This window comes from Neptunomonas concharum (genome assembly GCF_008630635.1).
GTDB lineage: Bacteria > Pseudomonadota > Gammaproteobacteria > Pseudomonadales > Balneatricaceae > Neptunomonas > Neptunomonas concharum.
On sequence record NZ_CP043869.1, the window covers coordinates 1,756,803 to 1,774,765 of the forward strand.

Consider the following 17,963-nt stretch of genomic DNA (forward strand, 5'->3'; position numbering starts at 1 on the left):
CCAGTAACCATTAATACAACTGGGAAGTTACGCTATGAAAATAAAAACGCTACTAGCCGGTATGGCTTTATCTGTTGCCGCAGCACCAAGCTTTGCAGAGGTCATCTCCGTTGAAGTTACCAACCTTACCCACGGCAGTTACTTCACCCCTTTATTATTAACAGCCCATGGCGATAACCTCCATCTGTTCAATGTCGGGACAGCGGCGACGCCTGAGCTTCAAGCGATGGCTGAAGGCGGTAGTATTGATGGGCTCGTTGCCCTAGCCAGTGCTGCTAATGCCTCTAACATGCCCAACCCTGCGGGAGGCTTACTGGCACCCGGCGCTAAAACCAGCGTAATGCAGTGGGATACCGGCTCGAACGGTTATCTCAGCATTGTGGGTATGGTGCTACCGTCTAACGATGGTTTTGTCGGTCTTAACAGCTGGAAAATCCCCACAGCAAAAGGCAAATACACGGTCATGCTCAATGCTTATGACGCTGGCACCGAAGCCAATGATGAGATCGTTAACGGCGGTGGCGCACCTGGAGCACCGGGCATTCCTGCTAACCCCGGTGCTAATGGCGGAACTGGCGCTACCGGCGTGACGAGCACAGAAGCGAATCAGACGGTCCATATCCACCGTGGTGTATTAGGAGATACGGAAGAGTTCAGCGGGCCAAGTGATTTAGACTCACGCATTCACCGTTGGTTAAACCCGGTTGCTAAACTGGTTGTGACTGTAGAATAGGAGAGGAGACGATGAACACGAAGTACATAATGTTTCCTGCCTTAATCGCTTTGCCATGGTTGCTCACAGCCTGTAGTGGTAGCAACAACGACTCACCCGTACAAAAGGTGATGGCAAACTATGAAATCAAAATTACCAACGCCACCCATGGTCAACCACTATCGCCACCTGCCGCTATTTTGCATGATGGGCAATATATGGCATGGTCGATAGGTTCATCGGCTAGCGCTGGGTTAGAAACCCTTGCAGAATCAGGGTCGCCAGCTGATCTGGTGGCCGAAGCGGCCTCTACGGTTGCACAAACCACAGGGAGTGGCGTTGTTGTACCTGGAGCCATGATGTCGTTGATGCTATCGGGTGAATGGTCAAGCGATCTTGAACTAACCGTCGCGACGATGCTGGTGAATACCAATGATGCTTTTACCGGCACAACAGGATGGCATGTGGGTGACTTGGCCGTTGGCGAGCATAAGCAGATGCTGATGCCTATCTATGATGCGGGCACCGAAACCAATGACGAGCTTGCCGCAACGATCCCTGGGCCTGCTGCTGGTGGAGAAGGCTATAACCCTGCAAGGGAAAGTCATGATCAAGTCAGACGCCACCCCGGTGTCGTTACCCAAGCGGATGGTTATGCAGACTCAGCATTGACCGAAGCGCACCGTTTTGATCAAGGCGCCATGTTAGTTAGCGTAGTCCGTACTCAGTAATCTATGCTAGATTGACAAAAAGGATGGTGGCTTTCACCATCCTTGTACCACCAACGGAACACCCCATGCACGAAAGAATTCTGATTGTCGAAGACCAAGAAGATATCAATGCACTGATCGCCTTGAATCTAGAGGTACTGAACTACCAAGTAAGCTGCGCGCTCAATGGCACGGATGGTTTACAACAAGCACAAGATGGCGAATTCGATCTTATTATCCTCGATGTGATGCTACCGGGTATCGATGGGCTGCAAATCTGCAAAATTCTTCGCGCAAATAACCTTTTCACACCGATATTGATGTTAACCGCCCGTAAAAGTGAGGCGGATCGAGTGGTCGGGCTTGAAGTAGGCGCAGATGACTACCTAACAAAACCCTTTAGTGTATTAGAGCTACAAGCACGCGTTAAAGCCTTGCTGAGACGGATGGAGTTTAATAAGCAACAGCAAACAGAAGAGGGCAGTGCTGACGACATTACGGTTAAGCAACTACAGATTCATAAAACCAAACGTGTGGTCTCTTTAGCGGGGCAACCGATTAACCTGACCGCTAAAGAGTTTGACTTATTGCTGTATCTGGTGAGTTTTCCTGGTCAGGTTTTTAGCCGCGAACAACTCCTCAATGCCGTATGGGGCTACCGACACAGCGGATATGAACATACCGTCAATTCTCATATTAACCGCTTACGCGCAAAAATAGAGCAAGACCCAGCCAACCCACAGTTTGTGCTTACGGTTTGGGGTGTAGGATATAAGTTCAGTGAATAGACAAGGTTTTAGATTTCGCTTATCGCTGGCGCTGTTTGGCAGCTTTCTACTCATTGGCGCTTTTGCAATTATGCTGTTTGTTTACTCGTCTCGTGCTTACCAGCAAGAGATCACTCAGCTCATGCACAAAGAGCTAGCCACCCATGTGGTTGAAGAATACCGTTTTTATCAAGGTGATAAGCCAGACATAGAAAGCACTAAAGAAACCTTCCATAACCTCATGTATTTAGGCGCAAATTTTGAATTTTATTTACTCGATACAAGTGGCAAAATACTGGCCTATTCAACCGATCCTGCAAAAATAAAACGCGAAAAGGTCAGCCTAGCGCCAATCCAAACGTACCTAAACACCTCCATTTTAGATCAGCCCATACATGGGCAAGACCCAAGGTCACTCACTGGTGAGAAGATATTCAGCGTTGCCACCATCAAGCAAAATGACCAAGTGCAAGGCTATCTTTATGTGATTTTAGGCAGTGAAATCTATGACGAAATTGCCGATATGGTACTGAGCAGCCAGATCTTACAATGGGGGCTGGGTTTGCTTACCGCAGGTTTTGCTTTCGCGCTTTTGTCAGCCCTATGGATTACAGGATTGATTACCAAACCACTGCATCTGCTCACATCACAAGTCAAAACGGTGCAACAAACAGGGCTATCAAAACAATCTGTGCAGAACATACAGGTGATAGAACGGCTTGAGCAATGGCAAGAGGGCACACAAGATGAAGTGAACATCTTAGGGAGTGCCTTTAGGGAGCTATTAGAGCAGCTCAATGAGCAATACCAAAATGTAGTCACGGTAGATGAACTCCGAAAAGAGCTGCTATCACACGTATCACACGACCTCAGAACGCCATTGGCCTCCTTGTTGGGCTACTTAGAGACTTGGGAGCTAAACGAAGGCAAAGTATCAGCCATAGAAAGCCGCCAATATATACATATCGCCAAAAAGAATGCCCACAAGATCTCCTTATTAATCGAGCAGCTCTTTGAACTGGCTTACCTTGATAGTGGCAACGTACAAGTGAATAAAGAGCACTTTTCCATCGCTGAACTGATTCAGGACGTCCTGCAAAAGTTCCAGATAGAAGCGCAACAAAAGCAAATACACCTAGATATCTCACCGAAAGACAGCAGCATTTGCGTCTGTGGTGATATAGAAAAGCTGGAAAGAGTCTTTACTAACCTGATTGAAAACGCGATTCGTCACACCCCCGAAGGCGGCTCAATTACCGTAAAGCTGATTAACAGCTCGGGGCTGGTATCGGTCGAAGTCACCGATACCGGAATAGGTATACCAGAAGCCGACATCCCCCATGTGTTCGACCCCCACTATAAAGCGCAGAACAGCGTTAGGGAAAACACAGCCCATGGCGGTTTAGGCTTAGCCATCACTAAAAAGATTTTGGATTTACACCAGTCAGAGATCGCCGTGAAAAGTGCGATAGGCCAAGGCACCACCTTTGAGTTCTCTTTAGCGGCTAAAGCGTAACCTCAGACACTGTAAGCACAGCAATAATCTTTTGATGATAACCGCTCCAGACGTAACGAAAATGCTTACCCTGGCGCGGAATCGTCACCGCTTTTGGCCGAAACGCCGCAACACACTCGCCACCGCTATCTCGCACGCTGCGGTATAACAAACCATTGCTATCCTGATCCCTCATGGTCTTAGCAAAAACCTGTGCCGCTGAATAATCATCAGGATCATGTAACGTCTCATACTCAGCATCACGCACATCATGCAAGGGCAGGGCGACTTGGTTAATATACTGGCGCATCGTCAGCTCAGTATCAGGCTCTTGGGTAGCTGATAAAAACTTCTCCCGGTGGTAGACCGTCTCCGCAATGGCGGTATTCAGATCCCGAGCCCCGTAATACACACCAAAGCGCCCATCGGTAAAACGGCTCGCCACACCAATATGGGTAAAGGCAGCCATCACCGGCGTTGAGCCAGGCCCAGACACCCGTTCATCAGGTGATAACAAACAGAGATTACCCACTTCATCCCGTAGCCGGTCGTTGGTAAGCGACTCAATTGCATACACTAAATCCAGATCTTCGGGGTCGGCGACCGTCTCAAACAAACCGATAGGGGGGAAGTGGCTAGGCACTAAACGATGCAACTGACCCCAATCGGGCAACACCTCAACTGGCAAGCGCATCTTAACCCCTCATGCCATCAAGATAACGGCGCACATCCGAGAGATTAACCAAGCTACCTTTGAGCATTACATTAATCGCCGACTCGCCCCCAAAATCCCGATTAGGCTTAAACGGCCACGCATTAGCTTGCGCCTCGGTTGGGAACAACAACCGCAACGCCTTATAAATCCCCATCACATACGAGATGCGCTCAAGGGTATCCTTAGGCAGCGCAGGAGCATCACCACTACGCCACTTGTAAAACGTAGAACGCGCCGGATCACCCAATAAACACATCTCATCCTGAGCCGACAAACCCCAGCCCCGGGTGATGTTAAAGAACACCTTAAGCGCAGTACTAGAAACACGCTTAGGATCGGCTTCTTGTAAAATTTGAGTGGGTGAGTGCATAGCTGCCGCCTCGTAATATGATAAGTATTAGCGGTTTGATTATAGTCTCTATCTAGATATAAATACAAATATGTTTCTAATGAGATTTTATAGTGTCGTATCTCTACATAACACGTGCTAGGAGCGGCTCTGTTAATGCGATGTAATGTTGAAACTAAGAGAGCTGTGATGGGTATGCTTAGTTCGAGAAGCTAAATTCAGCACGTGGACGTAAGACAGCAACTGTTATATAACCTTAGAGATGTATTGCTCCTTTCTATTTAAATGGGACGCGATCATTTCGTTAGGTGTCACAGCACCACAAAGGATGTATAAAATGACAACTGAAGAAATTATCCATGCATTCAACCTTAATGATGAGCATGTAGAACACCCATTTAGAGTTAGCTTGATAGATGAAAACATAACATGCCCACACTGCAGGGCTGTTAAGGGTTTGGGTGAATTAGTAGATGAAGAGAGAGTAGGGATACAAAAAACTATGAGTCGCATGAAAATTGACTTTGTTGAAGTAAAAAATTTCCGAAAGCTACAGCGCTGTAGAATAGATTTTGATTCCGAAAAAACCCTGTTGGTTGGGGCTAACAATAGCGGCAAAACTTCTGCAATGGTTGCCCTTAGAAAATTTCTCTTATCTCCTGAAGATATTGAAGTCCGTGATGTATCTATCAGTAATTGGACTCACATTGATGGTATTGGAAGTGATTGGGAAAATGGGGAAAACTCAGAAAAAGATCTCAGTGACTTTTTACCTTCCCTCGATGTTTGGCTATATGTTCCTCTTCAGAATATACACCATGTAGTACACATATTACCAAGTGTCGATTGGGATGGCGGAAATATTGGGGTCAGACTTCAATTCGAGTTGAAAAGTTTAGACAAGCTAAAAGAAGATTTTCTAGCGGCCAGAAAAAAAGCTAAAGAGATAGAAACTGGATATAGCCCTGATGAGGATGCCCACGCCAAGCCATCAATTGAGCCAATAAGCCTTGTTGATTTCTTACATACAAAGCTTTCGATCTACACAACATTAAAAGCTTACTCATTAGATACAGCAAAGCTTGTTGGGCCAGACAGTAAAGGGGCAGCCCAAATGCAGCAGCTCGAAGAAGATGCACTTGAGCTTGCAAGTAACCCTTTCAAAGGATTGATTAACATACGTGAGATACCCGCACTTAGGGATTTTTCTGATGGTAAAAGTGCCTATGCCGATGGTAAACCTGCAAAGAGCGAAAGAATGACAGGTACGCTATCTGGTCATATTAGGGGGTACTATGAAAAGCATATCGAGAGCGCCGATAACATTAACCAAGATGACATCAATGCATTTGGGGCCATACAAAAAGCGGAGAATGCATTTGATCAGCGCCTGAAACATGGCCTTTCTCATGTTTTGAAAGAGCTTGAAGACTTAGGAGTGCCCGGAGTTAATAATCCCAACATCGTTTTTAATCCAAAATTTAAATCGTTGGATGGTTTAAGTCATGATTCTGTCGTACAGTATCGTGTTTCTGAGCCTGTAGATAATGAAAGAGATCAATTCTTACCTGAATCATATGCTGGATTAGGCTACCAAAACTTAATTGCAATGATCTTTATGCTAATCAGGTTTAGGCAAGACTGGATTGAGCCTCAACATTCAGATAGCGAAGAAGTTGCTATTGCTCCAATTCAGCTTGTAATGATTGAAGAGCCAGAAGCTCATTTACATGCACAAGTTCAGCAGGTTTTTATCAAGAAAGCATATACAGTTCTAAGAAACCATAAAGATTTATCAGAGACATCACCGTACTCAACCCAGCTGCTCGTAAGTACTCATTCTAGTCATGTTTCTCATGAGGTCGACTTTTCCAATCTGAGGTATTTTCGTCGACTCTTACCGTCAGAAAAAGGGAAGTCAGCCACATCCACAGTTGTGGATTTATCCAATATATATGGTGAGGATAAAAAAACTTATAGGTTTGTAAAAAGATACATAAAAGCTACAGATTGCGACCTTTTTTTTGCTGACGGTGCAATATTCGTAGAGGGTCAGGCAGAACGTATCCTCGTACCACATTTCATCAGAGAGCACTTTGAGAATCTGTGGGGGCGATATATCAGCTTGATCGATATTGGTGGATCAAATGCTAGAAGGTTCCAACCATTAATACAGGCATTAGGGCTTACCTCCTTAGTTATCACTGATTTGGATGCAGGAATTCGAACCAAAGTACCCAAGACAGGGGGTGGGGAAACAACTAGAACAAAAAAAGTACCGCCAGCTAAATCAGATGGTCAGGTTACAACAAACCCAACGCTGAAAGCATGGCACCCGAAGTTAGAAAAAATCGATGAATTGCTTGAGTTGTCAGATCAGCATCACAGTATTCGTGTAGATGAAAACTATTATTTATACGTGGCATATCAGAAACAGGTAACTAACCCAAATAACCCTGAAGAGATGCTCATACCAAGAACATTCGAGGATGCATTGATTTATGAAAATTTTGATAGCCTTAGAGAGATAGAAGAATCCTTAACAACCCGAAAAATCAAAGCGCTTCTAGATAGGAAAGATGCTGGTGAGGAACTCGAATTAGAGGGTGAGATATTTGAAATAGTAAACAACGCTGAAAAAGCTGAATTTGCTATTGAGTGCCTTCTAGCCATCGATGAAGGAACAAATTTAACTCCGCCCAAGTACATAGCAGCTGGTTTAAAGTGGCTAGATGAAAAACTTCAGGAAACGATTGAGAGCCCTCTAGCAGAAGCAGGTGACTCAAATGGTTAGCAAATGTTTGGTCGGTCTTGCAGATACTGATGTTGATCTAGTTATCTCACATTGTCTCAACCCCGTTTCTCCTCATTCATTTTTTCTATACGCAGGAGCTGGTTCCGGTAAGACGTACTCGCTAGTCAAAGCACTTGAAGCTTTTGAAAAATCATATGGGGAGGAATACCGGCGAGAAGGAAGAAAGTTAGCTGTCATTACATATACCAATGCTGCCTGTGATGAAATCACAGAAAGAGTAAAAGGAAATCCTCTTTTTCACATAAGCACAATTCACAGTTTTTGCTGGATATTAATAAAAAGCTTCCATGATGGAATTCGCGAGTATTTGCTAAGTGAGATACCAATTGAAATACTAGAACTAGAGAAGCAAGAAGCCAAAGGCAGAGGAGGTAAGGCATCTGAAGTAAGGCGACGAAAAATTGCTGATAAAAAGAAATACATCGAATGGTTAAACGCCAAGAAAGTTTTTACTTATAACCCTAATGGCGACAACCAGGGTATGGCATCACTTTCTCACTCACAAGTCATAAAGATTTGTTCGTATTTTTTAGTAGCCAAGCCGTCTTTCCAGCAAATCTTAGTAAGTCGATATCCATTTATGCTTATTGATGAAAGCCAAGATACAAATAAGGATTTTATCGAAGCGTTATTTGAAGTTGAGAAACGCCATGAAACTTTTGCTCTAGGACTCATTGGAGACATGATGCAGAGAATATATGGTGACGGAAAAGCAGACTTGGGAGCCGCTCTCCCTGAAGGCTGGGCTAACCCGATCAAGCATATGAATTGGAGAAGCCCAAGTAGGATAGTTTCTCTCGCTAATGATATACGACACGAAACTGATCAGCAGATTCAAAAAGTACCAGATGGTAAGCCGGAAGGGTTTGTTCGTCTCTTTATAGCCAATTCTGATATCCCAAATAAGCCTCAATTTGAGGTAACAGTTGAAAGGCAAATGGCTGAAATTACAGGAGATGAATTGTGGAATAATCAAGAAAATACTAAACATCTTATGCTCGAACATAAGATGGCGGCAAAAAGAATGAATTTTGAACCAATGTATTCAGCATTGAGTAAATCAAGTCACTTTCAAACTGGCTTGAGAAGCGGAGAGTTGACTTCAGTTCGAGTGTTTTCTGAATACGTACACCCTCTATATAAGCTGGTAAAAGAAGGAATGAGTCATGCTGTGATGACTCACTTAAGAAGAACAAAGTCACCTTTGATAAGTAAAGAATACTTGCAATCCCAAGTTGCTACCACACCTCTTCAGCCCGTCAGAGAAGCCATTCAAAAGCTGGTAGAGTTGATTGACTCTGATCCAAAAATAGCATTTCTAGAGATCCTTCAATGCGTAGCAACTCATAATCTGTTTTCTATACCTCATAGTTTGGTTGCGTTTATCGATGTTCAATTTAATGAAAATAAGGCCGAAGAAGAATCAGACCTAAATGAAGCTGATGATTCTAGTATTGAAGCTCTTCTCGCCTTTCTAAAAACACCTTATCAACAGATAGAGGCATACAGTACCTATGTTTCTGGGGAAGGGGCGTTTGATACTCATCAGGGTGTAAAAGGGAGAGAATTTGAACGGGTGTTAGTCGTTATGGATGACGAAGATGCTGGCGGGTTCCTGTTCTCATATGAAAAGCTTTTTGGTGTTCAAGAGTTAACCAAAAGAGATAGAGAGAACATAACAAGTGGTAAAGAATCGGGGGTTGATAGAACACGAAGGTTGTTTTATGTCACTTGCACTAGGGCTGAGAAAAGCTTAGCGCTAGTTGCTTACACCCGAGATCCTAGTAGATTAAAGCAAAGTGTTTTGTCTAAGGGATGGTTTATTGAAAATGAAATCGTAATGCAATGAATGATTTTTTTCTACGAAGTTGTTTCCGTGTTGGGCCAGCCATAACGACCACCCCAATTAATTCGTGTTTTGGGGCAAGAAGAGTGAGCATCTCACTTTCCAGTCATATAGCTTACTAGCTAGAGCAGACCAGAACTATTCTTGAGTTTTTACTTGGCTTGTGAGATCAATCTCACGCCTAAGTTCTATTAACAGGATAAGGAAAGACACTGTGAGTATTTTTATATACAGTTTAACATAATATATATTATGCGAAGTTAATAATGCGCAATAAATCCTACAAAAACAGGATATTTAAAATCTGTAAGCGTTTACTTTTAATCTTTTATGAACACAATAAAATCATTGATATATTCGGCAATTTTCACGGATCACCACACAAATAGTTTTCAAAGATTTACAGAAACAGACTGAGAAGCTATAAAGACAGGCAGTCACACCTTGTGGCTTTGAATAGCATTCACTGGAGCGTTAAGGAGCGAGATTTGGGTATCGAGGATCGAGACTGGTACAGAGAGTACCACAAAGAAAGGAAAAACAATGGAAGCGCTAAAAATGAAAGCAGATGGAGCAGCGCAAAGCCGAACAAGCCAGTAAGCAAGGCCGCTGAGGTAACTAGACAACGCCCAAACACCACAAAAGCACCGGAACCACTCAGCAAAAGTTCATTGCTTTATATGTCAGTAACATTGAACGTTATTTTGATAGGCTCGCTGGTTTACGTGCTTTACCGCTAGACGCATTCTAGAGGACAGTTGCGTATTTCCCCTGCCCCATCTTGGCGATGAGCGGATAGATATAGGCGAATTAGAAAGGCTTTCGCAACGAGCTAATCATCACTGGAATGATTAGTTTTGAAGAACTTTTACAGGATTAACTAGATAATCGCTCACTAAAAATGGATGGACTGAGACTAGCTCTTCAGTGATATCAGAGAGGACTACAAAGGCAATATCACTTACGCTGACCTCTGTTTTGGCGAGCACTTCATAGGCTTCACCTTGGCGCAGGACTAGCTTGTCCTGGATGTGATAATCCATTTCAAGCATGATTTTGTCGCCAGGTTCTAGGCTGTACCAAAAGAATTCTGAGTCAACCAATAAGTTGATGTTCTGTTCGTGTATCAAGGCCTTACGACACCATGTCGTATCGCTAGATGAACTAATTCTGAGTTATTGGCTAGATTGAGCTTTCTGAGAATGTTGGCTCGATGAGCGTGAACTGTTTTTCGGCTCAGGAACATAGCCTCAGCTATTTGAGCTGCAGACTGACCCTCTGCTAATAAAGTAAATATTTGCAATTCTCTGCTAGTTATTTGATTTAATGGGCTTTTTTCTTCTTCACACCCATCAATTACTGCTTTAACTGATTCAGAGAAGTATTCACCACCTTCATGAACCGCAAGCACTGCCTTGACTAGGTCTTCCGGCGCACAGCGCTTAGTTAGGTAGCCCTTTACGCCTACTTTTACAAGGCGCCCCGGATAAGGGTTTGACTCCCAAACGGTCAACACAATCACCTTAGCTCTAGCGTCATAACCGAGAATGCGCTGCACCGCATCGATTCCACCTTGAGCTGATGTCGCATCTAGTGAGTCAGAATCAGAGGGCATGGAGAGATCCATAATCACTACATCAGGGAGTGTTTTTTTATAGATTTCAAATGCTTGTTCGCTATTGTTCGCCTGAGCTATGATCTCAATTTGCGGGTGCTTATCCAGCAATTGCTGAAAACCAGCCCTAACAATATCGTGATCATCAACCAGTAGAACTTTTGCTGTTTTTATCATACGTCGTCATTATCTCGATCAGTTAACCAATGCTGTCATACGTATAGACGTCTGTCTTTAGAACAAAAGATCTATTTATAAATCAACACCCGAGTCTGCACCACTGTAGGCATCACTTGTATCAACATCCAACGCGTAAACGGAGGCTTGCTCGAGATTTTTACAGCGAGCAGGATACGCTACTAGCTCATCACTATAGCCTACTAACTTAATTCCTTCCTGCTTGCAGTGCATTAGCACCTTCTCAAGGGCTTTTATGACGGCTAACTGACGGTCGTTAAACTCCCCATCCCCTACTTCGCTGCGTCGCTTGCCAGTCACTTGACGAACAACATAGCCATCACTATCAACCAGTTGAATACTGATATCCGTTATCTTTTCTTTGACAAGCAATATCTTGGCGCGAGCAAAATCCTGCTCCGTACGGCAGCTAATGGCTGCACCCGGCGTACACGCCCTAAGAGCTGAACGAATCGTTTCTGCACTCACGCCCGCCGGTAGATCAGTATCCATGTCCATTTCCGATAGTTTATCTAAGAATATGATTCTTAAGGATTACTTTTTGCCAGAGATAGCTCTTTTTTGCAATCAGTTAATGCATTTATCGCATCATCGTAACGCGCGTCTTGCTGCGCTATCACCAATTCGAGACGATGTCTTTGTTGCAAGGCTTCTTTTTCTTGCGCCAAAAGCGTCTCTCTAAGTCTCACACACTCTTGATCTCGCTGCTCAAGAGCAAGCTCAAGCTCCTTGATTTTAGAGGCATTTACCTTCGCCTCCACTTTGGCATTAAACAAGGCTTCACTATCTACAGGTGAGCGGATCTCTGCTCCTGCGCCACGTTCTTGGACAATCTCAAGTTGCCTGACTTGCCGCCTAAAGTCATCTCTTTCAGAGGAGGCTCGAATAAGCTGACTTTCCGACTCCAACAGTTTTTGGCTAAGCTGCTGCACTTGATTGCGCAACTCATCATTTGAGCTGCGAACATCCAGATTTTGTGCTTGCAAGCGATCAACGGAAGCGCGCAGAACCTCCAATTGCTCCACACCTTCTTTCTTACGTTCTTTAATTAGCTGCTCAATCTCATCACGCTCTTTTTTGAGGGCATGGTGCGCATATGCCAGCGCCTGATCCCACAGCTGACTTGCCACTGTAATGACCGGCTCAGGCAGTTCTGGGTGCTGATCCTTTCGATATAAGCGCTCAGAGAGCGACGCCCACCATAGATTCAGCGCAGAATTAATAGTTGTAATACTACCGCTACCTATATGCTCACGCACGTTTTGCTGGGTTGGCCTGACTCCAGCTTGTAGCAGCGCATCCGCAGCTTCAAATACTTTTTCTCGAGTGTCTGATTTTCTTGGCATAAAAATACACAATACGTATTATTTGATACGTATCATAACCTCATTTATTCTATTTTAGATAGCTCATTGATAGTGGTTTAGTGATTTTATGTAAATATTTCTCCCCTATTGCACACATCATCCTAAAAAACTTGTCCTATGATTAAGTAAAGGAGCCCACAAGGAGTGATCGTATGTCTATTAAAGTTGCAATTAATGGTTATGGCCGTATCGGCAGAAATATAATGCGTGCGCTTTATGAAGGCGGTCTTAGAGAGCAGATAGATATTGTTGCTATCAACGATCTTGGTGACGCTAAGGTCAATGCGCACTTAACCGAGTTTGATTCTGTGCATGGGCATTTTCGCCGCCCCGTCTCTGCCCGTGATGGGAAGATGTATATTGATGGCGATGCCATTCAGATCTTTAGCGAGCGCGATCCAAACCATCTAGACTGGGGTGCGTTGGATATCGATATTGTATTTGAGTGCACTGGGCACTTTACAACACGCGAAGCTGCTGCCATTCACCTCGAACGAGGTGCTAAGAAGGTGCTGATCTCAGCTCCAGCTAAAGGCGCTGACGCCACTATTGTTTATGGCGTTAATCACACAACGCTGACACCCGAGCATAAGATCGTTTCTAATGCATCTTGCACAACCAACTGTCTTGCGCCGCTGGCGCAAACGCTAAATAACCATATTGGTATTAATGAAGGCATGATGACAACTATTCATGCCTATACCAATGATCAGCATTTGTCCGATGTTTATAGCAATGACATCTATCGGGCAAGGGCCGCTACCCTTTCGATGATCCCTACGAAAACAGGTGCCGCCGAAGCGGTTGGCTTAGTACTACCCGAATTAAAAGGTAAACTCTCAGGCTTAGCGGTTCGCGTACCAACGGCCAATGTTTCACTGGTTGACCTAAGTTTTACGCCTAATCGCGCAACCAGTGTGGATGAAATTAATCACTTAATGAAAGAAGCAAGCCTAGGTAGCTTGAACGGTATAGTGGAATACAACGAGCTACCCCTTGTTTCAGTCGATTTTAACCATCATCCTGCTTCATGCATCTTTGATAGTACACAAACACGCGTAAGCGATAGCTTAGTCAAAGTGTTTGCTTGGTATGACAATGAATGGGGCTTCTCAAACCGAATGCTGGATACCGCACTGGCGATGAGCAGAGTGTAACCGCTCTGCTCAGATTAGGAGTCGCGCCAGCAGATTCGACTCCCCCGCTCCGATGAGAGAATATCAATTCGGAGCGGTATCTGTTCTTTAAGCTCGGTAACGTGGGAGATAATTCCTATCATACGGCCACTTTGTTGCAGATCGGTCAATGTACGAATAGCCAAATCAAGCGATTCAGGGTCTAGACTGCCGAAACCTTCATCGATAAAAAGCGTATCTAAACGAATGCCTCCGGCATAAGCCTGCACAACATCTGAGAGCCCAAGCGCCAGCGCCAGCGCCGCCATAAAACTTTCACCGCCAGATAATGTCGCAACGGCTCGAATGCGCCCCGCGTATGCATCTTCAACTTCTAGATCTAAACCAGAGGCGCGATTTCCTTTGGCGCGATCCTCTTTGCGCAGCAGTCGATAACGCCCTTTACTCATCAGCGATAAGCGATGGCTCGCCTCAATGAGTACATCATCCAATAGAACACTCAACACAAAGCGCTGCAAACTGACTTTATTTCCTGTTTGCCCATTAGCTACATCACTCAGTGTGCCTGCAACGGCATATTGTTGCTGTAAGGCCTCGGTCTCCCGTTTAATTTGCTCAAGCCCTTTGAGTTTTTCCTCTAGAACAATTTGCTGATTATGTAAGGCTCGCCATTGTTGCTCTGCTTGCTCAAGCTGCAATTTAGCGGCATGCCATACCGCTTCTACGGTGGCCATATCAGGCGGTGTTTGGTTCTTTAATTCAGACTCAATGGCGGTCAAAGCCCCCTGCTTCTTTAGCCTGTCAGACTCGTAGCGCTGAATGCGCTCCTGAACTTGATGCTGCTGTTCCGAATCTAAAATAGCACTCAAAAAGTCGGTTTGATCATTAAAAACACTGTTCGATAAAGCCGATAGCCAACTCGATAGCTGGTGTTCAAATTCCACCTTTAATGCTTCACAAGATTCTTTTCTTATACGTTGCGTCGCAGTTGCTTCATCCAGTGCGCTTTGCATGGCGCTTTGGCGTTTTTGCAGTGACTTAACTTGGTCATCTGCCGTGACCATCTGCGCTTCCAGACTTGTTAACGCTTTCTGAACCGCGTCACTCTGTCGGTAAGCTTCTGGTAGCTCAGCTACGACTAATGCATATTCCTTTTCTATTTCAGTTAGCATTTTGTCGGCATGATCAAATTCAGCCTTGTGGTGCGCTAAACGCTGTTCTAATTGAGCAATTGATGCGCTAAGTTCGGCTTTTTTGCTCTCAAGTCCTTTAAGAGATGCGCGCTGCTCCATCCAAATATCACACTGTCGCTTTATCTCAAGATACCGCTGTTCCAGTGCATCTACACTTAGATTCTCTTCGTCACCCAGCAGAGCTTTGACTTCGGTTATTACATTAGTAATATTTTCCAAGTCTTTGTTAGTTAAGGAGTATGCTTCGCGCTTTAGGCTCAACTCCTGAGTCAGCTCAGCAGCCTTATCTCTCGCTTGAGCAACATCATTTTGGCTTGGCGGCTCTATCTCGCTGACAGCGGGTGATGGGTGGTTATCGCTACCGCACACAGGGCAAGGCTGACCTGACTGTAAACTTCGTGACAAAATCGCAGCCTGCCCCAGATGCCAATCCCGCTCTATACGATTAGCATCCGACAAAGCGGCTTGCTCTCGTTCATTTAGCGCAATGCCTGTTTGCTTTAAAGTGGCTAATTTTTGCGTTAGCTCAGCAGATTTGATTTGTGCCTCTTGTAAGCGTTTCGCCTGCTCGACCTGCTGTTTAGCGCGATCCACAGCAATGGGTAGGTCGCCGTTTTCCTCAATATTGAAGCGGAGCTGAGCCAAGCTTTCGTCCAACTTCACCAGTTCCGCCTTCTTATGATCCAACTCAGCATTGGCTACTGCGTTCTGCTGCCGCTTAGCTTGGCAAGCTTGTTGGGCCTGAAGCCTGGCTTTCTCTACTCCTTGAAGTTGCTTTGATTTTTCAAGGTAACGAGCAACCTCTTGCTTTTGTGCACCCCACTCATTTATTTGCTGTTGTAAGTGGGGTATTTTTTGCGTCTCTTCGGCTAACAGCGCTTGCTGTGTTTTCTTGGCGTTCAACAGCTCTTCGGCCTGCGTTAACTGACGTTCTGCTTGCGATAAACGCTGCTGCGTTTGCAGATACTGATCATAAGCAGGTTGGAGTTGGCTGGCTACGCTGGCTCGCTGTAAGCGTAATTTATCGGCTTCAATCGAGTGAGATTGCTCCGCCAATATTAGGATTGATTTTCTTAGCTCATCCAGCTGAGCAAAGCGCGCAAGCAAAGTTTCAGATTGGCGTAAGTACTCTCTTGTCTGATTTTCCTGATGGCGACATTCTTCAAGTTTCTTATAAGAACAATCAGTTTTTTCTTTGATTTCTAAATGATTTTTTACTAGAGATTCCTCTCCATTAGCACCACTTTGCTCTAACAGTACTGTCTTTTGGCGAGTTAAATTATCGGCTTCGCGGCGTATCTCTGCTGAACGTATTTTTAGCTCATCTTCAAGTTTTTTGTAGATTTGTGTCTGAAAAAGCTGACTAAAAATATGCTCGCGATCTTTTGAGTCGGCCATTAAAAGCTGGCGAAATTTGCCTTGAGGTAACACCATTACCTGGCGAAACTGATCCACATTCAATCCAAGCAGTTGTTCAATCTCTCGCGTGGCCTCGGTCACTTTATTACTTACAATCAAGCGCAGCTCTGTTCCATCTTCTGCTAGTTGCCATAACTGCGCTTCAGCCGATTGCTGGGTAAATCCCTCACCTCGGGATTTTGGCCGTGCCTGCTCAGGCACACGACGAACTCGAAATACTTGTCCAGAAAGCGCAAAGGTAAAGCTTACTTCTGTGAGTTGCTCAGCATTAGCAAGATCAGAACGCATCTGCGCCCCTTCTCTCTCATCACCTGTGGTCTTACCGTATAAGGCAAAGCAGATGGCATCCAGTAAGGTGGTTTTTCCTGACCCAGTCGGGCCATTGATGAGAAAGAGCGGCCGCTCACCTAAACGTTTAAAGTCGATGACCTCTTGTGCAGCAAAGGGGCCAAAAGCGCTCATTTCTAACACTAACGGCTGCATATTAGGATTCGCCTCTATGGATCTGCTGCAGAACCTTGTTTAAGTATTCGGTTTGAGCATCGTCCATTGTCTCGCCTGTTACCTGCTCAAAAAAGTCGCTAAACATCTGCTGTTCTCCCTTTTTTAATTGCTCCTTGCCTGCGTGACCACTTGGCTGATGGCTGATAAGCCCCGGCCGCTCTAAATGCAGCACATTAGGATAAACCTCTCTAAGTTTGCCCATGATATCTAGTATGGCATGGGAGTCAGTTAGCTGAACCAACAGGTAGTCATCTTTGTTTGGATCCGTTAGCCCCTGTTGCAAAAGCGATTGTAATGAGCCAGTGATAGAGCGCATATCCCGCAGCGGCGTGAGCGGTATCTGCTGTAGGTGTTCAACATCCTGTTCACCCAACTCAACTAGGACAACCGATTTAATCTGCTTCTCTTCAGAAAAGGAGTATTTGAGTATAGAGCCAGAGTAACGAATCTTTTCATCTCCCTTATACTGACGACCATGGAGATGCCCTAAAGCCACATAGTCAAAGGGTAAAAAGTGCTGGTAAGAAACACACTCGGCACCACCAATAGAGAGCGGACGTTCTGACTCAGAGGCTTGCCCACCATCAATAAAACAATGACTTAACAGTATGTTACGCTTTGTACTTAGACTCTTTTCTATCTTGTTAACTAGGCATGCCATCGCCTCATCATGACTGGAGACTTCAGTAGCAAAGGCTTGTTTTACCGTGACAGGATCAGCATAGGGAATGCCATAAAATGCTACATCTCCAAACTGATCATGCAAGATAACGGGCTGGGTTAATTGCTCTAGGTCTGCAAGAATATGCACGCCCACCTGCCCCATCTGGCTGGCTCCAAAGCGTAATCTTTCAGCCCCATCGTGGTTACCACTGATAAGAATAACCGTGATATGGCGCTGGTGAAGCTGATCCAATACCTCGTCTAGGAGCGCAACGGCTTGTGATGGCGGCACCGACCGATCATAGATATCCCCCGCAATGAGAACAACATCCACCTTTTCTTGCTCTGCAATCTGTATGATTTGATTAAGCACATGTCGCTGATCTTCAATTAAAGAAACATTATGAAATTGACGTCCAATATGCCAATCAGAGGTATGAAGTATTTTCACTCAAAGAC

The 17,963-nt window shown here is 44.8% G+C and carries 15 protein-coding genes; 7 read left to right on the forward strand and 8 right to left on the reverse strand.

Going from position 1 to position 17,963, the window contains the following annotated elements:
• Positions 1-34: 34 nt before the first annotated feature.
• The 4 genes from F0U83_RS08185 (at position 35) to F0U83_RS08200 (ending at position 3,705) form a co-directional block, all read left to right on the forward strand.
• Positions 35-733: a spondin domain-containing protein gene (locus tag F0U83_RS08185; protein WP_138987307.1), complete on the forward strand. Its 699-nt coding sequence runs from the start codon at positions 35-37 to the stop codon at positions 731-733.
• Between the two features lie 11 nt (positions 734-744).
• Positions 745-1,443: a spondin domain-containing protein gene (locus tag F0U83_RS08190; protein WP_138987308.1), complete on the forward strand. Its 699-nt coding sequence runs from the start codon at positions 745-747 to the stop codon at positions 1,441-1,443.
• 65 nt (positions 1,444-1,508) lie between these two features.
• Entirely contained in the window at positions 1,509-2,210 is a 702-nt protein-coding gene (locus tag F0U83_RS08195; protein ID WP_138987309.1) for a response regulator transcription factor, read from the forward strand.
• A complete protein-coding gene (locus tag F0U83_RS08200; protein ID WP_211343648.1) occupies positions 2,203-3,705 on the forward strand; it encodes a sensor histidine kinase in 1,503 nt (500 codons plus the stop codon). The genes F0U83_RS08195 and F0U83_RS08200 overlap by 8 nt, the downstream gene beginning before the upstream one ends.
• Here F0U83_RS08200 and F0U83_RS08205 read toward each other — a convergent pair.
• Entirely contained in the window at positions 3,695-4,378 is a 684-nt protein-coding gene (locus tag F0U83_RS08205) for an RES family NAD+ phosphorylase (protein ID WP_138987310.1), read from the reverse strand. The genes F0U83_RS08200 and F0U83_RS08205 overlap by 11 nt on opposite strands.
• Position 4,379: 1 nt before the next feature.
• Positions 4,380-4,769 (reverse strand): MbcA/ParS/Xre antitoxin family protein, encoded by a 390-nt coding sequence (locus tag F0U83_RS08210; protein ID WP_138987311.1) that lies wholly within the window; start codon positions 4,767-4,769, stop codon positions 4,380-4,382.
• A 316-nt stretch (positions 4,770-5,085) separates the two neighbouring features.
• Here F0U83_RS08210 and F0U83_RS08215 point away from each other — a divergent pair, with 316 nt between their 5' ends.
• Together F0U83_RS08215 and F0U83_RS08220 are read left to right on the forward strand one after the other, a co-directional pair.
• Positions 5,086-7,542: an ATP-dependent nuclease gene (locus F0U83_RS08215; protein WP_211343649.1), complete on the forward strand. Its 2,457-nt coding sequence runs from the start codon at positions 5,086-5,088 to the stop codon at positions 7,540-7,542.
• Complete coding sequence (locus tag F0U83_RS08220) at positions 7,535-9,412, forward strand: UvrD-helicase domain-containing protein (protein ID WP_138987312.1); 1,878 nt, start codon at positions 7,535-7,537, stop codon at positions 9,410-9,412. Before F0U83_RS08215 ends, F0U83_RS08220 begins: the two co-directional genes overlap by 8 nt.
• 848 nt (positions 9,413-10,260) lie before the next feature.
• Here F0U83_RS08220 and F0U83_RS08225 read toward each other — a convergent pair.
• The 4 genes from F0U83_RS08225 to F0U83_RS08240 all read right to left on the reverse strand — a co-directional run bounded on the left by F0U83_RS08225 (position 10,261) and on the right by F0U83_RS08240 (position 12,568).
• Entirely contained in the window at positions 10,261-10,461 is a 201-nt protein-coding gene (locus F0U83_RS08225) for a hypothetical protein (RefSeq protein WP_138987313.1), read from the reverse strand.
• A 74-nt stretch (positions 10,462-10,535) separates the two neighbouring features.
• Entirely contained in the window at positions 10,536-11,201 is a 666-nt protein-coding gene (locus tag F0U83_RS08230; protein ID WP_138987314.1) for a response regulator, read from the reverse strand.
• 75 nt (positions 11,202-11,276) lie between these two features.
• A complete protein-coding gene (locus tag F0U83_RS08235; RefSeq protein ID WP_138987315.1) occupies positions 11,277-11,714 on the reverse strand; it encodes a hypothetical protein in 438 nt (145 codons plus the stop codon).
• A 35-nt stretch (positions 11,715-11,749) separates the two neighbouring features.
• Positions 11,750-12,568 (reverse strand): DNA-binding protein, encoded by an 819-nt coding sequence (locus tag F0U83_RS08240; RefSeq protein ID WP_138987316.1) that lies wholly within the window; start codon positions 12,566-12,568, stop codon positions 11,750-11,752.
• A gap of 173 nt (positions 12,569-12,741) precedes the next feature.
• Between F0U83_RS08240 and gap the strand changes: the two genes are divergently transcribed.
• Complete coding sequence (gap, locus tag F0U83_RS08245; protein ID WP_138987317.1) at positions 12,742-13,746, forward strand: type I glyceraldehyde-3-phosphate dehydrogenase; 1,005 nt, start codon at positions 12,742-12,744, stop codon at positions 13,744-13,746.
• A gap of 14 nt (positions 13,747-13,760) precedes the next feature.
• Here the strand turns inward: gap and F0U83_RS08250 are convergent, their stop codons facing one another.
• Both F0U83_RS08250 and F0U83_RS08255 read right to left on the reverse strand, forming a co-directional pair.
• Positions 13,761-16,820 (reverse strand): AAA family ATPase, encoded by a 3,060-nt coding sequence (locus F0U83_RS08250; RefSeq protein WP_138987318.1) that lies wholly within the window; start codon positions 16,818-16,820, stop codon positions 13,761-13,763.
• A gap of 1 nt (position 16,821) precedes the next feature.
• Positions 16,822-17,955, reverse strand: a complete 1,134-nt coding sequence (locus F0U83_RS08255) for an exonuclease SbcCD subunit D (protein ID WP_138987319.1) — start codon at positions 17,953-17,955, stop codon at positions 16,822-16,824.
• Positions 17,956-17,963 lie beyond the last annotated feature (8 nt).